Genomic DNA, 20,909 nt, shown 5'->3' on the forward strand with positions numbered 1-20,909 from the left:
CTGCCGGAATAGTTCCCGCCTGGTCCACATCGCGAACATTGGCGACAATCCCGACATACGAGCTGCTATGTCCCAAACACCGGACTGGAGGCCCGGAATTCCCTCGATAGGGTTGGACCATGGACCGTGACGGGGTGGAACGCCTGCTCGACGAGGCCGGAGTCGACGGCAGACGGCTCAGGCACGCCCTGACGCTCCTCTGCGACGGGCAGTGGTGGACCCTGTCCGACCTGGTCAGGGAGGCGGCGACCGCCCGGCGAACGATCGAGGCGCTGCTGCGCGAGGTCCCGCTGGAGCGATCTGGCGACAGGTTCCGGGTGCCGCTCACGCATTCTCCCGATTTCCAGGACCTGCTGGCCGTGGCCCCGCCCCCGGCGGACCCGGTCGCCTATCTGCTCCCCCACTACACGCAGGTGCTCGAGCGGCTGCGCCGCCTCATCGACGAGGCGCCGCGCTCCCGCCACGCGCTGGACCACGTGGCCGCCACCCCCGACACCGTGCTGCGCAGGGCGCTGCTGCTCGGCGCCCGCTTCTGGCTGCGGGGCGCGAAGCTGCTGTTCGTGGGCGACCACGACCTCACCTCGCTGGCCGTCAAACTGGTCCACCCCGAGGCCGAGGTCACCGTGGTCGACGTGGACGAGCGCATCCTGGCCTACCTGGACGCCCAGGATCTCGGCGTACGGACCCGGTGGGCCGATCTGCGGCTGTCGCTGCCGCCGTCGGCTCGCGACCACGACCTGGCCGTCACCGACCCGCCGTACACACCGGAGGGCGTCGGGCTGTTCGTGGCGCGCGCGATCGAGGGGCTCAAGGACGATGGGCGGGTGCTGCTGGCGTACGGGGCGAGCGAGCGTACTCCGATGCTCGCCCTGAAGGTGCAGAACTCCCTCTCCGCCCTCAACCTCGCATATGACGCGATTTACCCAGATTTCAACAGATATTTCGGGGCGGAAGCCATCGGCTCCGCCGCCGACCTCTACGTCCTGCGCCCCACCACCAAGACCCGTCCCGCCGTCACCGCCCGCCTCGACCGCCTGACCACCGCCATCTACACCCAGGGCCCCCAGTCGATCGAGTCCACCGGCTCCTCGGCGGCCGACAGCTCCTCGGCGTCCGACGCCGACCTGCTGGTGGGCGACTGGCCGAAGGAGCTACCGCAGCCCCGGGTGAAGCTGTCCACGTGGCTGGCCAAGCCCTACGCCGCCGCCGTGGAACGGGTCGCGATCGCGCTGCCCGCCGGCCTGGAGGCCGCGCTCCCGCGCCTCCTGCTGGCCACGCGCGCCGCCCACGTGCGGGTCCTGCTGCCCACGCCGACCCCTCTCCCGGACATCCTGGGGTCCGTCTACGAGCTGACGTCCGGCGACGGTGTCCTGGACGCCGTACGACTCCCGCAGCCGATCGGCGACGAGGCCGGGGTGCTGCGGCGCATCCTCGACAACGGGCACGGCAAACTGGCCAACACCTGGCGCGAGGGGCTCATCGCGGTGGCCCGCGCACAGGGCACCACCCTCACCAAGAACGACGCCCGCTCCCTCATCCGGCAGGCGGCGCCCTGGGCCGAGGCCGTCACCCCGCTGGAGACGCCCCTCCACCGCCTCGCCGACCTGCCCACCACGGTCTCCGCCACGGTGATGGCCCTGTCCAAGACCACCTGACCACGGCCTCGGACGCCAGGGCCTGCGGACGCCGGCCCCGCCGACGCTGGGGCCTGCCCCGCCGACGCTGGGGCCCGTGAACGCCGGGCTCACGTGTGCTGGGCCCGCGAGCGCGTCAGGCCACCGGCCATCGGCCCCGCCGATGCCAGGCCTATGGGCCCGTGTCAGGTCGCGTCGACCACGCGCTTCTGGATGATGTGCCCGAGCCCGTCGAGGGCGACCAGCTGCGACACCAGGTCCCCCGTTTCCCCTGGCCGCACCGGCCCCACCCACGCGACGGTGACGTAGTGGCCGAGCGCCCGGGCCTGCGCGCGACTGCGTACCGCGTCGAAGGGGACCGCCTGCCGGACGAACCCGTCCTTGGACAGCGCCTTGACCAGCGCGTCGGCGGCCCGCCCGTCGGTGAGGTTGAAGATGACGAACTGCCCCGCCCCCGACTCGCCCGTGTACGTGGCCCGCAGCGCCTGCGTGCAGCCCGCCGCCGAGGCGCCCCAGAGGGCGTCGCCGCAGTCGGCGAGCTGCTCGGCCGAGGCCCGGCGCAACCCGCCGAGCGTCTCCGTGGCGGGGGTGAACACCTCGTCCACGGTCAGCGGAGCCGCGTCACGCTGCCGGGAGTCGATGAGGGAGTAGAGCGCCGAGGTCGGCTCGCCACGGAAGGTGGACGGCCGGGCCTGGGGCCGCAGGAACAACATCCAGCCGCCGACGGCGAGCACCGCCACCAGGGCCACGCCCAGCGGGATCACGACGCGGGCGCGCATCATGACGCCGGCCCGGTGACCGAGACGACCCGGCGGTAGAGGGCCTTCTCGGCCCCCCGGAGCGTCAGCGAGAGTGAGACGAAGTCGTCCTTGGGCGTGGGGGCGGCGCCGTCGGCCCGGCCGATCCAGACGAGCCCGACATAGTGCCCCAAGGCGTAGCCCCCTCCCTCAGTGTGAGCTCCCGGCGGGAAGGCGGTCTTGCCGGAGCCGACCGGGCGCGCCCAGCCGCCCCGGTAGAGCGTCTTGAGCGACTCGACCAGCTCACTGGCGGCCTTGCCGTCGCCCAGGTTGAGCAGAGTGTACTGGCCCACGTAGCGGCCGTCCGGGGAGGTGTAGACACCGCGGGCCGCCTGGCTGCACTCCGCGTCGGCGACCAGGTCGAGGAGCTCCGGGCCCCAGACGGCGGCCGAGCAGTCGGTGTCGAGCTTGCTGCCGGCCAGCTTGAGAGTGAGTTTCTTCTCACCGGTGAGCGTCTTCTGCCCGAACACCTCCTTCTCGGTGAGCGGCGTGCGGTCCTTGGCCCGGTCGGCGATCGGGTCGAACAGCTTGGGCGAGGCCCAGCTGTGGTAGACCTCCGGCAGCGCCGCGTCGGCCGCCACGATGGCGGCGCCGGTGCGTTGTTCGGGGGTGTACTGGCCCAGCGAGTTCACGAAGGCGACCAGGGCGAACGCCGCGGCCAGCACGCCCACCACCGATACGATGATCACCAGGAGCTTCTGCTTCTTGGGGTCCATCCCCAGGTCGGTGAGCAGGGGGAACTGCCAGTCGGAGCGCGGGGGGCGGCGGCGCTTGCGGGTCGCCGTTCTGGAGGCCGTCACAGCCCACCCGCCCCGATCAGATTGCCCAGCCCGAAGGTGAGCCCGGCCGCCACCACGCCGACGATCAGCTGCCGCAGCCCGGAGTACAGCCAGGACCGCGCGGTCACCGTGGAGACCAGCGCCCCCGCCCCGAACAGCGCCAGGCACGAGATGACCGCCGACACCCACAGGCTCGTCACGCCGACCAGGTACGGCACGAGCGGCAGGAGCGCCCCCACACCGAAGGACAGGAACGACGAGCCCGCGGCCACCTTGGGCGAGGGCAGGTCGTGCGGGTCAACGCCGAGCTCGCTCTGGGCGTGGACCTCCAGGGCCTGGGCGGGGTTCTCGGAGATCTGCCTGGCCACCTCGGCGGCCAGCTCCGGCGTCACGCCCCTGTTGACGAAGACCTGGGCGAGCTCTTCCTGCTCGGCCTCGGGGTGGCGTTCGAGCTCGCGGCGCTCGACGGCGATCTCGGCCAGGGCCAGCTCACGCTGGCTGGCCACCGAGACGTATTCGCCACCGGCCATCGAGAAGGCGCCCGCCGCCAGGCCCGCGACGCCCGCCAGGGCGATCACCTTGGTGTCGCCGGTGCCGCCCGCGACACCGGCGATGAGCGCGAAGTTGGACACCAGGCCGTCCATCGCGCCGAACACCGACGGCCGCAACCAGCCGCCGGTGACATCACGATGCCGGTGGTGCTGCTCCGCGCCCCCGCTCATCTCGAGTTCTTCTCCTGCTGAACGGCCTCGGGGGTCTCCTCCTGCTTCGGGGTCGCGTCGTCCTCGCGGGCGTCGTCCTCGCGTACAAGCTCTTCGCGTACGGGCTCCTCGGCGGCGGGCTCCTCGGCGGCGGACTTCTCGCTGGCGGGCTCCTCCTTCGGCGCAACGTCCTCAGCGACCACCGCTGCGGCCGGAGCATCCGCACGAACGACCTCAGGATCCGGGGTGTCGTCCGGCGCCTTGTCCGCTTCCCCGGCTTCCGCAGTGGCCTCTGAAGCGGTATCGGCGTCGCCCACCGAGTCGGCCTGGTCGACCCCGTGGGCCGGATCCGGGCCGCTGGCGGCGGCCGCCCGCACGTCGGCCGGGAGGATGAACTCCTCGCTGTCCTTGTTGCGGGTCAGCCAGAAGTAGACCAGCGCCCCGATGAACACCACGATCGACGTCCACTGGTTCAGCCGCAGCCCCAGGAGCGTCACCGCGTGGTCCACCCCGCCGACGGGGTCGATCCGCAGCCCTTCGATCCAGAACCGCCCCAGCGTGTAGCCGGCGACATAGAGGGCGAACAGCCGCCCATGGTGCAGCGCGAACCGCTTGCCCGCCCAGAGCAGGGCGAAGCCCAGCAGGACATCCCAGATCGACTCGTACAGGAACGTCGGGTGGTAGAGCACCCCCGGCTCGCCCCCGTGCAACTGGTCGATCTCCAGCCCCCACGGCAGCGTGGTCGGCCCGCCGTACAGCTCCTGGTTGAACCAGTTGCCCCAGCGGCCGATCGCCTGCGCGAAGATGATGCCGGGCGCGACCGTGTCGGCCACCGCGCTGAGCGACAGGCCGCGCCGGCGGCAGGCCAGCCAGACGCCGACGCCGCCGAGCGCGACCGCGCCCCAGATGCCCAGCCCGCCTTCCCAGATGAACAGGGCCTGGTAGGGCTTCTTGATCGCGCGGTCGCCGAAGTAGGTCTGCCAGTCGGTGATGACGTGGTAGAGGCGTCCGCCGATGAGACCGAAGATCACCGCGGGCACGGAGATGTCGATGATCGTGCCCGCCTGGCCGCCGCGGGCGCGCCAGCGGCGCTCGCTCAGCCAGACGGCGAAGATGACGCCGAGCACGATGCACAGGGCATAGGCCCGGATCGGCACGAATCCGAGATACCAGACCCCTTGAGAAGGGCTGGGAATCGAGGCAAGGGGCATGTCAGGTGAGGGTAGCGGAAGCGGGACTACTTGGCCGCCTTCGTGACCGCATCGCGAAGATCCTTTGGCGCGAAGACGACCTTGTTGTCCAGGGCCGTGCCGTTGAGCTTGACGGTCGGCGTGCCGCCCAGCTTCTGCTCCTTCATGACCTTGGCGCTGTAGTCGAGCTGGGCCTGCACGTTCTTCTGGCCGGTGATGCAGGTGTCGATGCCCGCCCCCGTGGCACCTGCCTGCTTGGCCCAGGCGACCATCTGGTCGGTCTTGAAGCCCTCGACGGTCTCACTGGGCTGGTTCTTGTAGAGCAGGTCGTGGAAGGCGAGCCACTGCTTGCCGTCGGTCAGGCAGCGGGCGGCGGCGCCGGCCCGCAGGGAGTTGGATTTCGTCGGATCGGTACTGAAGATCGTGATGGGGTGGTAGACGACCTTGGCCTTGCCCTCGGCCGCGAGGTTCCTGAACGTGCTGCCGCTCACCTCCTCCATCTGCTTGCAGGCGGGGCACTGGAAGTCCTCGAAGATGTCGACGACGGGTTTGGTGACACCGCTCTGGGCCATGGTGACCGAGCCGTCGGGGTTCACCGTGGTCGGCGGAAGATTGCCCCCGATCTGCTCCGCCTGCGACGTGCTGGCGGCGTACCAGGCGCCGAACCCGACCGCCGCCACCGCGACCACGCTCACGGTCGCGTAGGTGACGGCTTTTCTGCGCCGGTCCCGCACGCGGTCGGCGGCCTGCTGCGCCTTGATCTTCTCCCGCGCGGACTTCGCACGGTCCCCCTTGCTCATCAGCCGATCCCCTCTTGTTCGTCATGTACGCGCTCGCCGCCCGCCAACCCGAGCGCCGAGTCGAGCGCGAAGTGTCCCGGCGGGAAGCGCACGATCCAGGCGCCGAGCACCACGAGACCGAAGTCGCGCAGGATGTCGAGCAGGTAGGCCGGCTGCTCCCCCGCCCCGAGCTGCCCGCCGCCCCCGAAGCAGCCGCAGTCGATCCGCAGGCCGTGCGCCCACGCCCAGGCGATGCCGAAGACGAAGGCGAACATGAGCAACCCGCCGACCACCCCGGCCACCCTGGTCAACAGGCCGACGACCAGCAGCACCCCGACCACGATCTCCAGGATCGGCAGGCCGTAGCCCACGGTCGTGGCGAGCGAGTCGGGCAGCAGCTGGTAAGCCTTGACCGCCACGACGGAGTCGGACGGGTTGCCGATCTTCAGCCACCCGGCCACGATCAGCACCCCGCCCAGGACCAGCCGGGCGACGGTCGTCACCCAGGGTACCGCTGTCCGAGCGTTAAGTGACTGTTTCGACGCGACCACGGCTATGGCTCCTCTTTCTCTGCGCTGGAAAGCGCACAGTATCGGGAACTCATCTGACCACGCCCGGGATAAGACTCGGTTAAGAGGGTTTTCCCGCGCGCGGGCCGTACGCGCTGCTCACGGCGTCGCGGCGGACGGCCCCGACTTACCGAGCCCTACCCACAGAGACACTCGGCCGAGCACTAAGCGCAGACGAACTTGGCGGCTCCCCAGTCCGCGTGGTCGTTGCCGTTGCCGTCGCCGCCGTCGCCCGCCACAAGGTCCACGTAGCGGGCCCCGGTGAGGTCGGCGGTCAGCTCGTAGGCCGGATCGGCGGCCCGCAGCACCGGGCTGTGTGCCTTGACCACCCCGTCGGCGACCACGCTGTACTCCACGGACCCCCTGGTGGCCTGGACGTCGTCCACGCCGACGGAGGCTGTGAAGGCCGTACACCGGCCGCCGAGGTAGAAACGGACGTCGGCGGGCGCGTGCGTGCCCAGCCCCTTGGCGAACGTCTGGCCGCCGATCACGATCGGCGTGCCGTCGGCCGCGCCGAGGTCGCCGTTGGACCGGTCGCGCTCGACCGGCCCCCAGCCGTTGGCCGCGCTGACCCACTCCAGGTCGCTCGCCCAGGCCGCCGCCGTGGGTGGCGGCGGCAGCGTCCGTACCGTCGTCACCGCGCCGACCGACTTGGCGGCGCCCGCCGCGGTGTAGGCGGCGTTGGCCTTCAGCTCGTAGGTGTCATTGGGCGCGGCCGCGGGCGGCGTCACCTTCCAGGTGGTCACCAGCTTGCCGCCGGGCTGCACGGTGCCGGTCCCGTCCCCGGCGGCGGTCCAGCCCTCGGGTACGGTCAGGGTCACCTTGACGTCCTGGGCCGCCACGTCCTCCAGGTTGACGAACGTGGTGGTGACCTCGGAGGCCGCGCCCTGCTCGAACGCGGGCGTCGCGGGCACCACGTCCAGCGACGCGCACGCCTGGGCCTCGGGGTCGGCCCCCAGATCCTTGACGGCGAAGTCGTCCAGGACGAAATCGGCCCCGGCCTGCTCGGCCAGCAGCGAGCGCAGCCCGACCCAGACGTCGCCGCAGCCCGCCACCACCCGCTCGGCGAACCTGCCCGTGGTCCGCCGCTCCGGCACCGGCGTCCGCCGGGTCTCCACGCTGGAGGTGCCCTTGTCGTAGCCGGTCACCCAGGCGTAGGCGTCGGCCAGGGCGCTCTGGTAGCCGAACGACACCTCGTAGGCGTGTCCCGGCTCGAACCTGACGGTCTGCGGCACGGTCCGGTAGACCAGTCCCTGCCGCTCCTCGTGCGCCTTCAGCGACCAGTCGCCGCTGATCACGTCGTCGACGGTCTTGCCGTTCCAGCCGGCCTGCGTGTACGGCTCGTGCCGCTCCGACAGATGCGTACGCGCGTCGAACGCGCCACCGGCGTCGCCCTTGACGAACGGCCCCCATCCCGGCTCGGCGGACTCGAACGTCTCGGTCCCACCCGCCGGATCGCTCCTGATCAGCCGTACGTCGTCCACCCGCACCTTCGCCGCACCGGCGGCGGCCGTGATCCGCAGCGTGACGGACTCGCCCGGCGCGGTGAAGGCGACCTTGACGCGCTGGAAGTAGGTGTCGTGCTTCTCGTCGGAGGCGATGTAGTTCTTCGCGGTCGAGCGCTGGATCGTCGTCTTCCGGCCTCCGGCCTCCAGCGTGGTCTGCCTGGACTGCCCGGGTTCGACCTCGACGAACGCCGAGGCGGTGTAGGCGCGGCCGGGCTGCAGGCCGGTCAGCCGCTGCTCCAGCCGGGCCTGCGGGCCGCCGCCGAGCAGGGCCACGCGCTGGCCGCGCTCGTTCTTCTGGACGCTCACCGGGCCGGTGACCTGCCAGTCGCGCAGTCCGTCGCCGTTGAAGCCGGGATCGTGGACGCCGCTCGCCTCGCCCCAGCGGGGCTCGGCCTGGGCGGGCGCCTTGCCGGGGTAGAGCACGTACGGCACGCCCGCCTCGGCCCGCAGGGTGATCTTGCCGTCGGCCGGGGTGGCGACGCCCACCCGGACCCGGCCCTGGTCGGTGAGCTTGTAGACGGTCATCGGCCGGGTGGCGTCCCAGGTGGTGGTGCCGCCGGCCGGGTTGTAGTGGTAGTACTTGCCGGCCCACGGCAGCAGGTACGTGGTGCCGTCGAGCACCTTGTGACCGCCCGCGAACAGCTGGCGACGGCCGTCTGCCACCGTGCCGCGTACGCCTCCGGTGAAGACGATCTCGTCGGGGTTCCAGTCGGTGATCTGGTAGTGCTGCAGGAACTTGGCCGGCAGGTTGTACTCCCAGATGTTGCGGTAGAAGGCGGTGAAGTCGTTCTGCGCGGTCCAGCCCTCGAACTCGACGATGCGGGCGTTGCCCAGGATGGGATGGGCGTTCCAGACGTCTTTCTCGCCGTTGCGGATGAACCGGATGATCTGCGAGTTCAGTCCCTTGTTGGTGGCTCCGCCGTAGTTGAGGTCGTTGGCCCAGTGCGACCAGAGCGACGAGCGCTCCAGCTTGTCGGCCCATTCGGTGGCCACCTGCCAGCCCTGCCCGCGCAGCTCGGTGAGCAGGCGGTCGGCCACCCAGCCGTGCGGGCGGTACACGTCCACGTACAGAAGGGCCAGGTTCCGGTCGGTCTCGGCGCGCAGCCGCTGCAGCCGCTTGGCGAGAGTGCCCCTGGTCAGGTCGCCGCGCTGGTCGATCAGGTACGACTGGTCGAGCCAGTTCCAGCCCTTGGTGTCCTTGTTGACGAGCTGCTCGCCGAAGCTCTTCGCCTCGGGGTAGGACTCGGTGGCGTTGACGTGCACGCCGAACGTCGCGTTCCAGTCCTTGCCGGTCTTGAGCAGGGTGTTGAGGTCGGCCAGGCCGCCGGCGCGCTTGTTGTAGTTGCCGCCGTAGTCGGGGTGGGCCGAGTCGTGGCCCTCCGACTGGTACCCCTTGAGCAGGGCCAGCTGGCCCAGGCCGTCGGTGGCCAGCGAGATCCGCTTGACGTCGTCGAGGGTGCGCAGGAACGGGTGGGTGGCCTGGCTGGAGAAGTTGAACGGGATGTGCGCGATCACCCGGTCCTTGGTCTGATCCGCGCCGGGCGCCTTGACGCCGATGCTCCTGAACGCGACCGCGCCGTCCTGCCAGTCCAGGCCGCCGTCGCCGTTGGCGTCGGGGGTGACCACGACCTTGGCCCACGGCAGTTCCTCGGTGAAGGGCGCGCCGGTGCCCCGGTAGGTCCACTGACCGCTCCACACGCCGACCCTGATCCGGCCGCCGTCCTCCTGCCTGGCCTGGTGCCAGAAGCGGGCCGCGTCCTTGTCGGTGACGCCCGAGGGGCGGTCGTAGGTGGAGTTCGACTCGACCGCGGCGGCCAGGGCGCCGGTGTTGACGATGGCGTACGAGGCGCCGACCGGGGCGGCGTCGGGCGCCGTGCCTGGGGTGACGGCGGCGAAGACGTCGGCCGTACGGGTGGAGTTGGGGTCGAGCCTGGTGAACGCGGTCGCGGCGCCCGGCTGGTCGCTGCTCACCGACACCAGGTCGTGTCCTGGCAGGTCGATGGTGTTGACCCGGAACGCCTCCGTGTCGGTGACCGCGTCGATCGCGAACGTCGTCACCCGGTCCTTGACGCGGATGCTGGCGTCCAGCGTGACGCCCGTCTCGAAGGTCAGCCGGTAGCGGGCGGACGCGCCGTCGGTGCCGCGCAGCGCGACCGTGGCCTCGTACGGCGTGCCGTTCAGCACCACGCCGGGCACGGCGGTGCTGCCGTCGAGGACGGCGCCGCTCGCCTTGTCGGTGTAGCGCAGGATCCTCGGAAAGGCCGGGTCGAGGTCGACGGCCAGTTGCCCGGAGGAGATCCTGACGGGCTCGGCCACGGTGGTGGGCTCGGGGGCCAGGTTCTGCTGCGTGGGGGGCGGGGGCGTGGGGCCGGTAGTCGGCTGGTCGGGCGAGGACAGCTCGTAGGTGGGCGTCGGCTCCGGGCTGGGCTCCGCGCCTCGCACGGAAGTCGCTGGTACGCGCGTGGCTTGTGCGGGGGCGGCCAGGGCGACGGCCGATAAGGCGAGGATGGCGGCGGCTACGAAGGCAACGGGACTCCGACGCATATATGTCCTTTCACAGGTATGCGTCGTACTGCGTGGGGCCCGATACCAACAACCCGCCACCGCAACACGCGCCATGGACCGACGCCAGAAATACTGACACTTGTCCAGTTGCGAGTCGCGGTATTTGACAGAAAACGGTTAGGCGCGGGAGCGGACGCCCGCCGCCATCTCCCGGGCCAGCACGCCGATCGACTCGCGGCCGGCCGCCTCGTCGGGCGCGTCGAGCATCCGGCGGATGAACGCCGAGCCCACGATGACGCCGTCGGCGTAACCGGCCACCTCGGCCGCCTGCTTGCCGGTGCCGACGCCCAGCCCCACGCACACCGGCAGCGCGGTGTGCGCGCGAGTGCGCTTGACCAGATCCTCGGCCGCCACGTTGACGGTCTCCCTGGCGCCCGTGACGCCCATCAGCGAGGCCGCGTAGACGAACCCGGTGCAGCAGTCGACGACGGCCTTGATGCGCGCCTCGGTGGAACTGGGCGCCACCAGGAACACGGTGTCGATGCCCGCCGCGGCCGAGGCCGCCCGCCACGGCTCCGACTCCTCCGGCGTCAGGTCGGGCGTGATCGTGCCGACGCCGCCCGCGTCGGCCAGGTCACGGGCGAACCGCTCGGCGCCGTAGCGGTCGATCGGGTTCCAGTACGTCATGACCAGCGTGGCCGCGCCGGTGGCGGCGACTCCCTCGACCGTACGCAGGACGTCGGCGATCCGGGTGCCGTTGACCAGCGACCGGTGCACGGCGTCCTGGATGGTCGGCCCGTCCATGAGCGGGTCGGAGTAGGGCAGCCCGATCTCGATCACGTCGCAGCCGGCCTCGACCAGGGCGGCGGCCGCGGTGATGGCGCCTTCCTTGGACGGGAAGCCCGCGGGCAGGTAGCCGACCAGCGCGGCCCGGTTCTCCGCCTTCGCCGTGGCGAAAACCGTCTGAAGAGTAGTCATGATCGTCCGTTCTCAGTGGTCAGGGGCCGCATCGCCGCCGTCCTTGCCATCGTGCCATCGGCCGCGGTGCTCGGGCATCTTCCAGAGCCGGTGCGGCGCGAACCCCGGGCCGTCAGAGGTTGAAGTACTTCATCGCCGTGCCCATGTCCTTGTCACCGCGCCCCGAGAGGTTGACCAGGATGGTCGCCTCGGGACCCAGCTCACGACCGAGCTCCAGCGCGCCCGCCAGGGCATGTGACGACTCGATGGCCGGGATGATGCCTTCCGTCCTGGCCAGCAGCGAGAACGCGGCCATCGCCGCGTCGTCGGTCACACCGTGGTAGACCGCCCGCCCGGTGTCCTTGAGCCAGGCGTGCTCGGGACCGACACCCGGGTAGTCGAGACCGGCCGAGATCGAGTGCGACTCGATCGTCTGGCCCTCCTCGTCCTGCAGGACGTAGGTGCGCGAGCCGTGCAGCACGCCGACCGAGCCGGCGGTGAGCGTGAGCGCGTGCTCGCCGCTCTCCAGGCCGTGGCCGGCGGCCTCGTAGCCGTGCAGCTGGACGCCCTCGTCGCCGATGAAGGCGTGGAAGATGCCGATCGCGTTGCTGCCGCCGCCGACGCAGGCGGCGACCGCGTCGGGCAGCCGGCCGGTCAGCTCCAGCATCTGGCGGCGGGCCTCGACGCCGATGATGCGCGCGAAGTCGCGGACGATCTCGGGGAACGGGTGCGGGCCGGCGATGGTGCCGAACAGGTAGTGGGTCGTGTCGACGTTGGTGACCCAGTCGCGGAAGGCCTCGTTGATGGCGTCCTTCAGCGTCTGGGAGCCGTTGGTCACCGGCACCACCGTGGCGCCGAGCAGCTTCATCCTGGCCACGTTGAGCGCCTGGCGCTCGCAGTCGACCTGGCCCATGTAGATGACGCACTCCAGGCCGAGCAGGGCCGCCGCGGTGGCGGTGGCCACGCCGTGCTGGCCCGCGCCGGTCTCGGCGATCACTCGCTTCTTGCCGAGCCGCTTGGTCAGCAGCGCCTGGCCGAGCACGTTGTTGATCTTGTGAGCGCCGGTGTGCGTGAGGTCCTCGCGCTTGAGGATGATCCGCGCGCCGCCGGCGTGCTCGGCGAAGCGCGGCACCTCGGTCAGCGTGGTCGGCCGGCCCGCGTAGGTACGCAACAGGTGATCGAACTCGCGCAGGAACTCCGCGTCGTTCTTGGCCTTCTCGTAGACCGCGGCGACCTCGTCGAGGGCCGGGATGAGCGCCTCAGGAACGTAACGCCCGCCGAAGATGCCGAACTTGCCGTGCACGTCGGGGTCGTTGCCGTAGGCGCCGTTACCCGCCAGGTCGGCGGCGGTGAGAATGGTGCCGTCGTTTGCCACTGCTATCCCTCTGCTCCGTGGTCGGGGCGCGTCGCGGGGTGGGCGCCGGCGGTCACCAGCGCCTCCACGGCCTTGCGTGGATCCTTGCCGGTGACCAGGCTCTCGCCCACCAGGACGGCGTCGGCGCCGACCCGTGCGTAGGCGAGCAGGTCATGCGGACCCCGCACGCCCGACTCCGCGATCTTGATCACATTATCGGGGACCTTCGGCGCCAGCTTGGCGAACACGTCGCGGTCGACCTCGAGTGTCTTCAGATTACGGGCGTTGATCCCGATGATCCGGGCGCCCGCCGCGACCGCCCGCTCCAGCTCCTCCTCGGTGTGCACCTCGACCAGCGGGGTGAGCCCGATGGACTCGGCCCGCTCGATCAGCGACACCAGGGCCTCCTGCTCCAGGCAGACCACCATCAGCAGCGCCAGGTCGGCGCCGTGGGCCCTGGCCTCCCACAGCTGGTAGGAGGTGAGGATGAAGTCCTTGCGCAGGATCGGGATGTCGACGCGGGCACGGACCGCGGCCAGGTCCTCGAGGCTGCCGCCGAACTTGCGCCGCTCGGTCAGCACACTGATGACGTGGGCGCCGCCCGCCTCGTAGTCGGCGGCCAGCGCGGCCGGGTCGGCGATGGCGGCCAGCGCGCCCTTGGACGGGCTGGAGCGCTTGACCTCGGCGATCACCGAGATCCGGTCGCCGCCGAGCGCGGCGAGCGCGTCTTTGGGCCCCGAAGCCCGCTCGGCCCGCTGCTTGAGCTCGTCAAGCGACACGGCCTGCTGACGGGTGGCGAGGTCGGCGCGCACCCCGTCGAGGATGTCGTCGAGGACGCTCGGCCCTTCGGTCCGCTCACTCACGCGCTTGGGGTCCCTCCGGTCGGCAGTTGGGGGCGGCAGAGAGTTCGCATCGCGTCCGCTCCCGGCCTGTCTTGCGATGGTATCGGCCCCGACGTGGTCACCTCACCACAGGCCCCCGACTACGGCGCGAGAAACGCCCCGAATGGCAGGTTTCGGACCACCCAGTACACCAGCACTATGCCGAGAAACGCCCAAAGCCACGCCGGATGCGCGAGTGTCGTCCGCCGGGGCTTGCCCTGCCAGGCGCGGACCAGCCAGCGCCCCCACCAGAACAGCAGGAAGGGGATCATCGCCATGGCGAGCGGGTTGAGGCCGAGCGCGGTCACCGGGTCGAGGTGGGCCAGCGCGTGGATGGTGCGCAACGTGCCGCAGCCCGGACAGTACAGGCCGGTGGCCCACAGGAACGGGCAGGTCGGATAGTGGCCCGGCTGATTGGGGTCGATCGTGCCGACGACCGCGAACACCGCCCCCGCCGCGGCGGCGACGCCGAGCGGCGCGAGCACGGACCGGAGCCGGTCGGTGCCGCGCCGCTCGAAGTTCGCGATGTCCATCAGTATCCGGAGGTCGACGTGTTCGCGGCGACGATCACGAAGAGCAGGATGTAGCCGATGACGATGAGGATGTTGATGATCGCGCCGAAGATCAGCGCGCGCTTCCACCACGTCTTGGCCTCTTCCGAGGACTGCACGGCGCCCTGGTAGTCGCCGGCCTGCCACTTCGAGTTCACCTGCGACGACTTGACAATCGACACGATACCGAACGGGAGGCAGCAGAACAGCGTCGTGAGGATGGCCGCGACCAGGTGGTTGTCCGGCGGGTTCTGCGGCGCGCCGTAGCCGCCGGGCTGACCGTAGCCGCCGCCGGGGGGCGGGCCGTAACCGGGAGGCTGGGCACCGTAGCCGCCACCACTCGGGGGCTGCTGGCCATAGCCACCCCCACTGGGCGGCTGCTGACCGTAACCGCCACCGCCACTCGGGGGCTGCTGACCGTAACCACCGCCGCCGCTGGGCGGCTGCTGGCCATAGCCACCGCCACTCGGGGGCTGCTGACCGTAACCGCCACCGCCGCTGGGCGGCTGCTGACCGTAACCGCCGCCGGGCGGCTGGGCGCCGTAACCGCCGTCGCCCTGGTTTCCGTAGCTCATGCTGATGACTCCTCAATCTGTGGCGCGTTGCGCGCGGCAGCCTAGCGACAAACCACTATCGACGTGGAATAACGTCCACGTTGCGGACAATTTGTAACCGACTGGATGCCCTGCGGGTCAGTAGTTTCCGGTCGTGGTGGCGGTCGCGAGCCCCATGAAAGCCAGCCAGATGCCGCCGAACACAAGCCAGAGAATCGCCCAGAGCACGATCGTGATGTACGAGGTGATCAGGCCACCCATGGCCATGCCCTGACCCTCCTCGCCGGTGCGCTTGATGCGGTTGAGGGCGATGTGGCCGACGACGGCGCCGGGGATGCTGGTCAGGCCGCAGAACAGCAGCCCGACGATGCCCAGGACGAGCGAGGCGACGGCCAGGCCGCTGGTGGACTTCTGCGGGGCCCCGTACGCGCCGTAGCCGGGTTGCCCGTAGGCGCCCGGCGGCTGCTGACCGTATGCGTACTCGCCGGACGGCTGCTGGCCATAGCCGTAGTCGCCGGACGGCTGCTGACCGTAATAACCGCTCGGGGGTTGCTGCCCGTACCCCGGAGACTGGCCATAGCCGGGAGATTGGCCGTAGGCCGGAGGCTGGCCGTGGCCCGGAGGCCGGCCGTAGCCTCCGCCGGGTGGCTGCGCGCCGTACCCCCCGCTGTTGCCCTGATCCCCGTAACTCATGCCGCTGGCACCTCATCCCCTCTTGGCCCGTTGCAGAGGCAGCTTATTGACGAAACGTGCGCCGGTCTGGCAACGGTTCAGACCGTGGACTTTTTGTGATGAGCCCGCGACGGAGAGGGGTCGCCCGCGGCTAGGTCGGGTCGTCGCCGCGGTCCAGGGCGTCCCACATGGAGCGGTCGCCGGTGGTCTCAGGACGCTCGCGGGTGTACCTGGCGGACATGCCGGCCCATCCGCCACCTCGTACGACGGCGATGACGCCACCCGCGACCATCAGCACCGCCCCGAGCCCGCACACCACGGGCCACAGCGCCACCACGTCCCACTGGATCGCACCGGTCGCACGCATGACGTTCCGCTCGCGCAGCCAGCTCAGCACTCCGCTCCCACCGGCCGCCCGCCACGCCCCGAGCCCGGCGCCCACCCCGCACAGGGCCAGCAGCACGCCGATCACCCGCCGACCGATCCCCTTGGTGGCCAGCACGGCCACCAAGCCCGCCAACCCGGCCAGCGCCAGGGGCGTCAGGACCGGACTGAGGTCACCACCGCTCGGCACGGCCACAGCTCCTGTGCCGGTGACACGCACGTTCGTCACCCACGCCCGGCCTGCGGCGACCAGCACCAGCACGCAGCCGAGCGCCGTCACCACCAGCCAAACGACCAGCTCCCGCCGCCCCCGCCGAGCCGCGACCTCAGCTGGAGACCCGCCCTGCTCCCCTGCTTCGGACACGTCCCCCATCTGGGACCCGTCCGCCACCGCCCCACCTGCGACCTCGGAGTGGGACCCGGGATCCCGGCCATCCGACCCGGACTCGGCATCCGACCGCGACGCGGGCTCCCGGCCACTCGACTCCGACATGCTCTCCGACCGCGACGCGGGCTCCTGGCCATCCGGCTGGGGCATGGCGCCCGACCGAGGCCCGGACTCCGGACCACCTGATCGAGGCGCGGTGTCCGACTCGGGTCGGGTGTCCGGCTCAGGCCGAGTGTCCGGCGCGGATCCGGTGTCCGGCTCAGGCCGAGTGTCCGGCCCGGATCCGGTGTCCGGCTCAGGCCGAGTGTCCGGCCCGGATTCGGTGTCCGGCTCAGGTCCGGTGGCCGTCATGGCGTGATCGTCACCTCGAGCGCGTCGGCGTCGAAGCAGGTGTGGTCGCCCGTGTGGCAGGCCGCCCCCACCTGGTTCACCTTGAGCAGCACCGTGTCGCCGTCGCAGTCGAGCGACACCGCCTTGACGTGCTGCACGTGTCCCGACGTATCCCCCTTCACCCAGTAGGCCCCCCTGCTGCGCGACCAGTAGGTGGCCCGGCCCGTGGTGAGGGTGCGATGCAGCGCCTCGTCGTCCATCCAGGCGAGCATCAGCACTTCGCCTGAGTCGTACTGCTGGACGATCGCGGGCACCAGCCCGTCGCCGTTGCGCTTGAGTCGCGCGGCGATCTTGGGGTCAAGGGACATGCCGTCATTCAACCAGCCGGAGCGGCCGCTCCCCGAATCGACGGTGGCATAGCCGCAGTTCCGGCCTGCCATCTCCGGCGCGGCCAGGCGGCCAGTCGCTGGTCACACGACCGTCTCGATCCCTGTGGCGGTCCGTCGTGGCTGGCATCCCTTTGGAGGGACGCCCCCTTCGGGGAGTGGAAGAAACGGCCGGATCCCCAGGGGGAGACACGCCTCCGGGAGAGCGGAACAAGACGGCCCGTCTTAGCAGAGGTCCCCAAAGGACGGACGCCCCTCGAAGGGAGACCAAAAGACCGCCCGTCGGCAGAGGCCCCCAAGAACAGCAGAGGCCCACAAGGACAGACGCCTCGCCCTGAGAGAGCAGAAGAAGACCGCCCGTCGTGACAGCGGCCACGGACGCCCTCCAGGAGAGCAGAAGAAGACCACCCGCCGTAACAGAAGCCGCCACGAACGGACCGGGAGGGCGGATACCCCGGTGAACGGCCGCCGCCCCAAGGATCTAGTCGAGTGCCTGCGACAGCGTCTCGTAGATCGGGAACAGCGGTGCGATGTTGGTCCGGCGCAGGCGCCTCAGGACCTGGCCGTCCGTGGCGATCAGCGCCATGGTGCCGTCGCGATCCCGCAAGGCGGCCAGCTGGCGAACCAGCACCCCCAAGCCCGATGTGTCGATGAAGGTCAGGTTGCTCAAGTCGACGACCAGGCGCGGCCCGTGTGTCGCGACCGCCTCGTCGAAACATTTACGGACCTTTGACACGTTGTCCGCGTCGACCTCGCCCGCGAGGCTGACGACCACGAGCTCGCCATGTCGGCGCCGCGTCATCTCCAGCACATCCACGCCCATGCTCCTCATGACTCCGCCACTAGCGGCCCCCGCGGAAAAGGTACACCGGGACGCGCCACGTTACCGAGGGTTTTGCGAAGAACGCATAACGTAATGATGAGCGGCGGAGTATTTTCTGTGCGACTACGGCAGACCCACGGCAGGGGGAGGGACGATCGTGGTGGACGTCGCGGATCCCGACCTGGGAGATCACGTCTGCCTGCCGTTCCAGGGCGATCGAGAGCGGATGGCCGCGACCAGGGCGTTCACGGCGAACGGGCTGCGCCGCCGGGCCAAAGTGGTGATCATCACCCACACCGACACGCCGGAGCGGACGCGGGAGTGGCTGGCGCCGCTCGTGCCGGGGCTGGCCGCGGCGGAGGCGGCGGGGCGGGTCGAGATCACGGCGTACGCGGACGGGCCCGCGTGGCTGCTGGGTGAGCTGGTCGCGGCCGGCGAGCTTGCCAGGGAGCAGGGGCATCGCGGTGTCTACGCGCTGGTCGACGCGGCGTGGGGGGTGCGGGACGCGGCGGGGCGGGAGAGGTTCGAGGCGGCGGTCAACGCGCTGTTCGGTGAGCGGTGGCTGGCGGCGGTGTGCCAGTACGATCGCGGGCTCTACTCGGCCGCGGCCGTCAACCGGGCGGCGGCCATCCATCCGATCGCGCCGGGGCAGGCGCTGCTGCGGTTCGTCAACATGCGCCCGCAGCCGGGGCTGCGGCTGTCGGGTGACATCGACATCACCAACAGGCTGGCGTTCGCCTCGGTGCTGACCCAGCTGGAGGCGGTGGCGGCCGAGGTGGTCATCGACGCGACGGGGCTCGACTTCATCGACGCCGGGTCGGCCCAGTTGCTCGCGCTGACGGCGCTGGCACGGGCCGCGGCCCACCACCATCGCACGGTGGTGGTGTGTCGCGGGACGGTCGCGCGCGTGCTGCGGCTGATCAGGGCTGATGAGGTACTCGCCGTCCGCCGGGCCGTCGATGGGTAGACAGGTCCTCTGTACGGGGTTCGCGCAGGGGCGGATCACTGCCCTGCGCAGATTGGTCTCCGAGCGCGCGGCCGGTGAGGGGCTGGCGGGCAAGCGGCTGGAGGACTTCGTACTGGCGGTCAACGAGATCACCACGAACGCCGTGCTGCACGGCGGCGGCAGCGGGCGGCTACGGCTGTGGTGGCACGAGGACCGCCTCTGGTGCGAGGTGACCGACGAAGGACCGGGCCTGCCGCCCGGCTGGACGGACGCCGCTCACACTCCGCCGGAGCACGAGCCGCGCGGGCGCGGGTTGTGGCTGACCAGGCTGCTGTGCGATCAGGTCACGGTCGTCTCCGGCCCGGGCGGCACGAGCGTACGATTCGCCGCCGCCCGGGAATGAGCCCCAAGAGGCTACGAGTGAGCGGCCGACACCCAGGAGGCGTGCAGGTCCGCGTAGACGCCCGGCTCCGTCACCAGTTCGGCGTGCGACCCCCGCTGCACCAGCCGCCCCGCGTCGAAGACGAGCACCTCGTTCGCGTTCTCGGCCGTCGACAGCCGGTGCGCGATCGAGATGGCCGTCCGCCCTCTGGTGACGCCTTCGAGCGCCCGTGCCAGCCGTACCTCCGTCGCCGGGTCGACCGCCGAGGTGGCCTCATCGAGCAGCAGCAGGTCGGGGTCGGCCAGGTAGGCGCGGGCGAGCGCGACGAGCTGGCGTTCGCCCGCCGAGAGCGACTCGCCGCGCTGGCCCACCGGTGTGTCGAGGCCGGCGGGCAGGCCTTCCAGCCAGTCGGCCAGGCCGAGCTCGGTCATGGCGAGCAGGATCTCCTCGCGTGTGGCGGCGGGCCGGCCGTAGCGGACGTTCTGCTCCAGGGTGCCGTCGAACAGGAAGCCGTCCTGCGGCACCATCACGATGCGCTCGCGCAGCGAGGAGAAGCGCACGTCGCGCAGGTCGTGGCCGTCGACGGTGACGCGGCCCGCGACCGGGTCCATGAGGCGGGTGAGCAGCTTGGCGAAGGTGGTCTTGCCGGAGCCGGTCTCGCCCACGATCGCGATGCGCGAGCGCGGCGGGATCGACAGCGTGACCTCGCGCAGTACGGGGACGCCGCCGGGGTAGCTGAAGTGGACGTCCTCGAAGGCGACGGAGATGGGGCCGCGCGGCAGGTCCACGCCGGCGTCGCCGGGGTCGGCCACGTCCGGCGGGGTGTCGAGGACGCCGAGGATGCGCCGCCAGCCGGCGACCGCGTTCTGGGCCTCGTTCAGCACCTCGGTGGCGGTTTGCAGGGGCGAGACGAACAACGTGACCAGGAACAGGAACGCCACCAGCCGCCCGGCCGTGATCTCGCCCGACAGCCCGAGCCGGACCCCGAGCAGGACGATCCCGGAGATGGCCACGGCGGCCACGATCTCGGTCAGCGGGAAGACGAACCCGACGATCGTCTGCGCCTTGATCTGCGCGGACCTGTTGGCGTCGACGGCGGTGTCGATGCGGTCGGAGGTGCGCCGCTCGGAGGCGTACGCCCTGATGACGGCGGCGCCGACGACGGACTCGCTGACGGCGGCGAGCATGTCGCCGGTCCGCTCGCGGACGGTGGTGTAGGCGCCGGACAGCCAGCGCTGGAAGCGCGGCAGCGCGATCACCAGCGGGATGAAGCAGGCCCAGACCAGCAGCGTGAGCTGCCAGGAGTAGACGAACATCAGCACGCTGGCCACGAGCACCTGGCCGAACGCCACGATGATCATCAGCCCGCCCCATTGCATGAACGTGCTGATCTGGTCGATGTCGTTGGTGACGCGGGAGACCAGGGCGCCGCGGCGCTCGGTGTTCTGGGTGAGCACGGACAGGTCGTGCACGTGGCGGAAGCCGCGGACCCGCAGGGTGGCCAGTGAGGACTCGGTCGCCTTGTAGAGGCGAACGTTCATGACATATCCGGCCAGGGCGGTCAGGATCACGGCGGCGGCGCACAGGGCGACGGCCCGCCAGATGTACGGCAGGTCGGGGGTGCCGCCCTTGAGGCCGGTGTCGATGGTCTGCTGCACCGCGATCGGCACGATGATCTTGCCGCCGGTGGCGACGACGGCCAGCGCCAGCGTCCCCGCCAGGCCCCTGCGGAACTCCGGCGTGAGCGAGAACCCCTGGCGGATCGTGGCCATCGCCGACCGCTCGGCGTTGGCGCGGATCCCCTGTTCCACGCTCATGCGCTGACTTCCCGCCCGGCGT

General features: G+C 70.9%; 20 protein-coding genes. 3 read left to right on the forward strand and 17 right to left on the reverse strand.

Features of this window, described 5'->3' with window-relative positions; all coding sequences use genetic code 11:
- Positions 1–119 precede the first annotated feature (119 nt).
- Positions 120–1,655, forward strand: coding sequence for a bis-aminopropyl spermidine synthase family protein (locus AB0B61_RS30300; RefSeq protein WP_358438812.1), 1,536 nt, complete (start codon positions 120–122; stop codon positions 1,653–1,655).
- A 164-nt stretch (positions 1,656–1,819) separates the two neighbouring features.
- Here the strand turns inward: AB0B61_RS30300 and AB0B61_RS30305 are convergent, their stop codons facing one another.
- The 16 genes from AB0B61_RS30305 to AB0B61_RS30380 all read right to left on the reverse strand — a co-directional run bounded on the left by AB0B61_RS30305 (position 1,820) and on the right by AB0B61_RS30380 (position 17,736).
- Positions 1,820–2,416 carry a hypothetical protein gene (locus AB0B61_RS30305; protein WP_358438814.1) on the reverse strand — a complete coding sequence of 199 codons (597 nt, stop codon included), beginning with the start codon at positions 2,414–2,416 and terminating at the stop codon, positions 1,820–1,822.
- Positions 2,413–3,231: a hypothetical protein gene (locus tag AB0B61_RS30310; protein ID WP_358438816.1), complete on the reverse strand. Its 819-nt coding sequence runs from the start codon at positions 3,229–3,231 to the stop codon at positions 2,413–2,415. Before AB0B61_RS30310 ends, AB0B61_RS30305 begins: the two co-directional genes overlap by 4 nt.
- Positions 3,228–3,932, reverse strand: a complete 705-nt coding sequence (locus AB0B61_RS30315) for a VIT1/CCC1 transporter family protein (RefSeq protein ID WP_358438818.1) — start codon at positions 3,930–3,932, stop codon at positions 3,228–3,230. The genes AB0B61_RS30310 and AB0B61_RS30315 overlap by 4 nt, the downstream gene beginning before the upstream one ends.
- Positions 3,929–5,122 (reverse strand): prolipoprotein diacylglyceryl transferase, encoded by a 1,194-nt coding sequence (gene lgt / locus AB0B61_RS30320; RefSeq protein ID WP_358438820.1) that lies wholly within the window; start codon positions 5,120–5,122, stop codon positions 3,929–3,931. The genes AB0B61_RS30315 and lgt overlap by 4 nt, the downstream gene beginning before the upstream one ends.
- 26 nt (positions 5,123–5,148) lie before the next feature.
- Positions 5,149–5,901 (reverse strand): thioredoxin domain-containing protein, encoded by a 753-nt coding sequence (locus AB0B61_RS30325; RefSeq protein WP_358438821.1) that lies wholly within the window; start codon positions 5,899–5,901, stop codon positions 5,149–5,151.
- A complete protein-coding gene (locus AB0B61_RS30330) occupies positions 5,901–6,383 on the reverse strand; it encodes a MauE/DoxX family redox-associated membrane protein (protein WP_358438823.1) in 483 nt (160 codons plus the stop codon). The genes AB0B61_RS30325 and AB0B61_RS30330 overlap by 1 nt, the downstream gene beginning before the upstream one ends.
- 230 nt (positions 6,384–6,613) lie before the next feature.
- Positions 6,614–10,399 carry an endo-alpha-N-acetylgalactosaminidase family protein gene (locus AB0B61_RS30335; protein WP_358438825.1) on the reverse strand — a complete coding sequence of 1,262 codons (3,786 nt, stop codon included), beginning with the start codon at positions 10,397–10,399 and terminating at the stop codon, positions 6,614–6,616.
- A gap of 240 nt (positions 10,400–10,639) precedes the next feature.
- Positions 10,640–11,440, reverse strand: a complete 801-nt coding sequence (trpA, locus tag AB0B61_RS30340) for a tryptophan synthase subunit alpha (protein WP_358438827.1) — start codon at positions 11,438–11,440, stop codon at positions 10,640–10,642.
- A gap of 112 nt (positions 11,441–11,552) precedes the next feature.
- Positions 11,553–12,758, reverse strand: a complete 1,206-nt coding sequence (gene trpB / locus AB0B61_RS30345) for a tryptophan synthase subunit beta (protein ID WP_358438981.1) — start codon at positions 12,756–12,758, stop codon at positions 11,553–11,555.
- A gap of 38 nt (positions 12,759–12,796) precedes the next feature.
- Entirely contained in the window at positions 12,797–13,636 is an 840-nt protein-coding gene (trpC, locus tag AB0B61_RS30350; RefSeq protein WP_225291735.1) for an indole-3-glycerol phosphate synthase TrpC, read from the reverse strand.
- 119 nt (positions 13,637–13,755) lie between these two features.
- Positions 13,756–14,187, reverse strand: coding sequence for a DUF2752 domain-containing protein (locus AB0B61_RS30355; RefSeq protein WP_357945515.1), 432 nt, complete (start codon positions 14,185–14,187; stop codon positions 13,756–13,758).
- Positions 14,187–14,780, reverse strand: coding sequence for a CD225/dispanin family protein (locus AB0B61_RS30360; RefSeq protein WP_358438829.1), 594 nt, complete (start codon positions 14,778–14,780; stop codon positions 14,187–14,189). Before AB0B61_RS30360 ends, AB0B61_RS30355 begins: the two co-directional genes overlap by 1 nt.
- A 117-nt stretch (positions 14,781–14,897) precedes the next feature.
- Complete coding sequence (locus tag AB0B61_RS30365) at positions 14,898–15,452, reverse strand: DUF4190 domain-containing protein (RefSeq protein ID WP_358438831.1); 555 nt, start codon at positions 15,450–15,452, stop codon at positions 14,898–14,900.
- A 130-nt stretch (positions 15,453–15,582) separates the two neighbouring features.
- Positions 15,583–16,206, reverse strand: coding sequence for a Trp biosynthesis-associated membrane protein (locus AB0B61_RS30370; protein ID WP_358438833.1), 624 nt, complete (start codon positions 16,204–16,206; stop codon positions 15,583–15,585).
- A 344-nt stretch (positions 16,207–16,550) separates the two neighbouring features.
- Positions 16,551–16,901, reverse strand: a complete 351-nt coding sequence (gene hisI, locus AB0B61_RS30375; protein ID WP_358438836.1) for a phosphoribosyl-AMP cyclohydrolase — start codon at positions 16,899–16,901, stop codon at positions 16,551–16,553.
- 499 nt (positions 16,902–17,400) lie between these two features.
- Positions 17,401–17,736 (reverse strand): STAS domain-containing protein, encoded by a 336-nt coding sequence (locus AB0B61_RS30380; RefSeq protein WP_225291741.1) that lies wholly within the window; start codon positions 17,734–17,736, stop codon positions 17,401–17,403.
- Between the two features lie 163 nt (positions 17,737–17,899).
- On the opposite strand from AB0B61_RS30380, the gene AB0B61_RS30385 reads away from it, so the two are divergent.
- The gene (locus AB0B61_RS30385; RefSeq protein ID WP_358438839.1) at positions 17,900–18,709 is read left to right on the forward strand and encodes an MEDS domain-containing protein; all 810 of its coding nucleotides are present in this window, start codon (positions 17,900–17,902) and stop codon (positions 18,707–18,709) included.
- Positions 18,702–19,091 carry an ATP-binding protein gene (locus tag AB0B61_RS30390; RefSeq protein WP_358438842.1) on the forward strand — a complete coding sequence of 130 codons (390 nt, stop codon included), beginning with the start codon at positions 18,702–18,704 and terminating at the stop codon, positions 19,089–19,091. Before AB0B61_RS30385 ends, AB0B61_RS30390 begins: the two co-directional genes overlap by 8 nt.
- Positions 19,092–19,102: 11 nt before the next feature.
- Here AB0B61_RS30390 and AB0B61_RS30395 read toward each other — a convergent pair whose 3' ends face one another.
- The gene (locus AB0B61_RS30395) at positions 19,103–20,887 is read right to left on the reverse strand and encodes an ABC transporter ATP-binding protein (RefSeq protein ID WP_358438845.1); all 1,785 of its coding nucleotides are present in this window, start codon (positions 20,885–20,887) and stop codon (positions 19,103–19,105) included.
- Positions 20,888–20,909: the final 22 nt, after the last annotated feature.

Source organism: Nonomuraea sp. NPDC049158, assembly GCF_040648335.1.
Lineage (GTDB): Bacteria > Actinomycetota > Actinomycetes > Streptosporangiales > Streptosporangiaceae > Nonomuraea.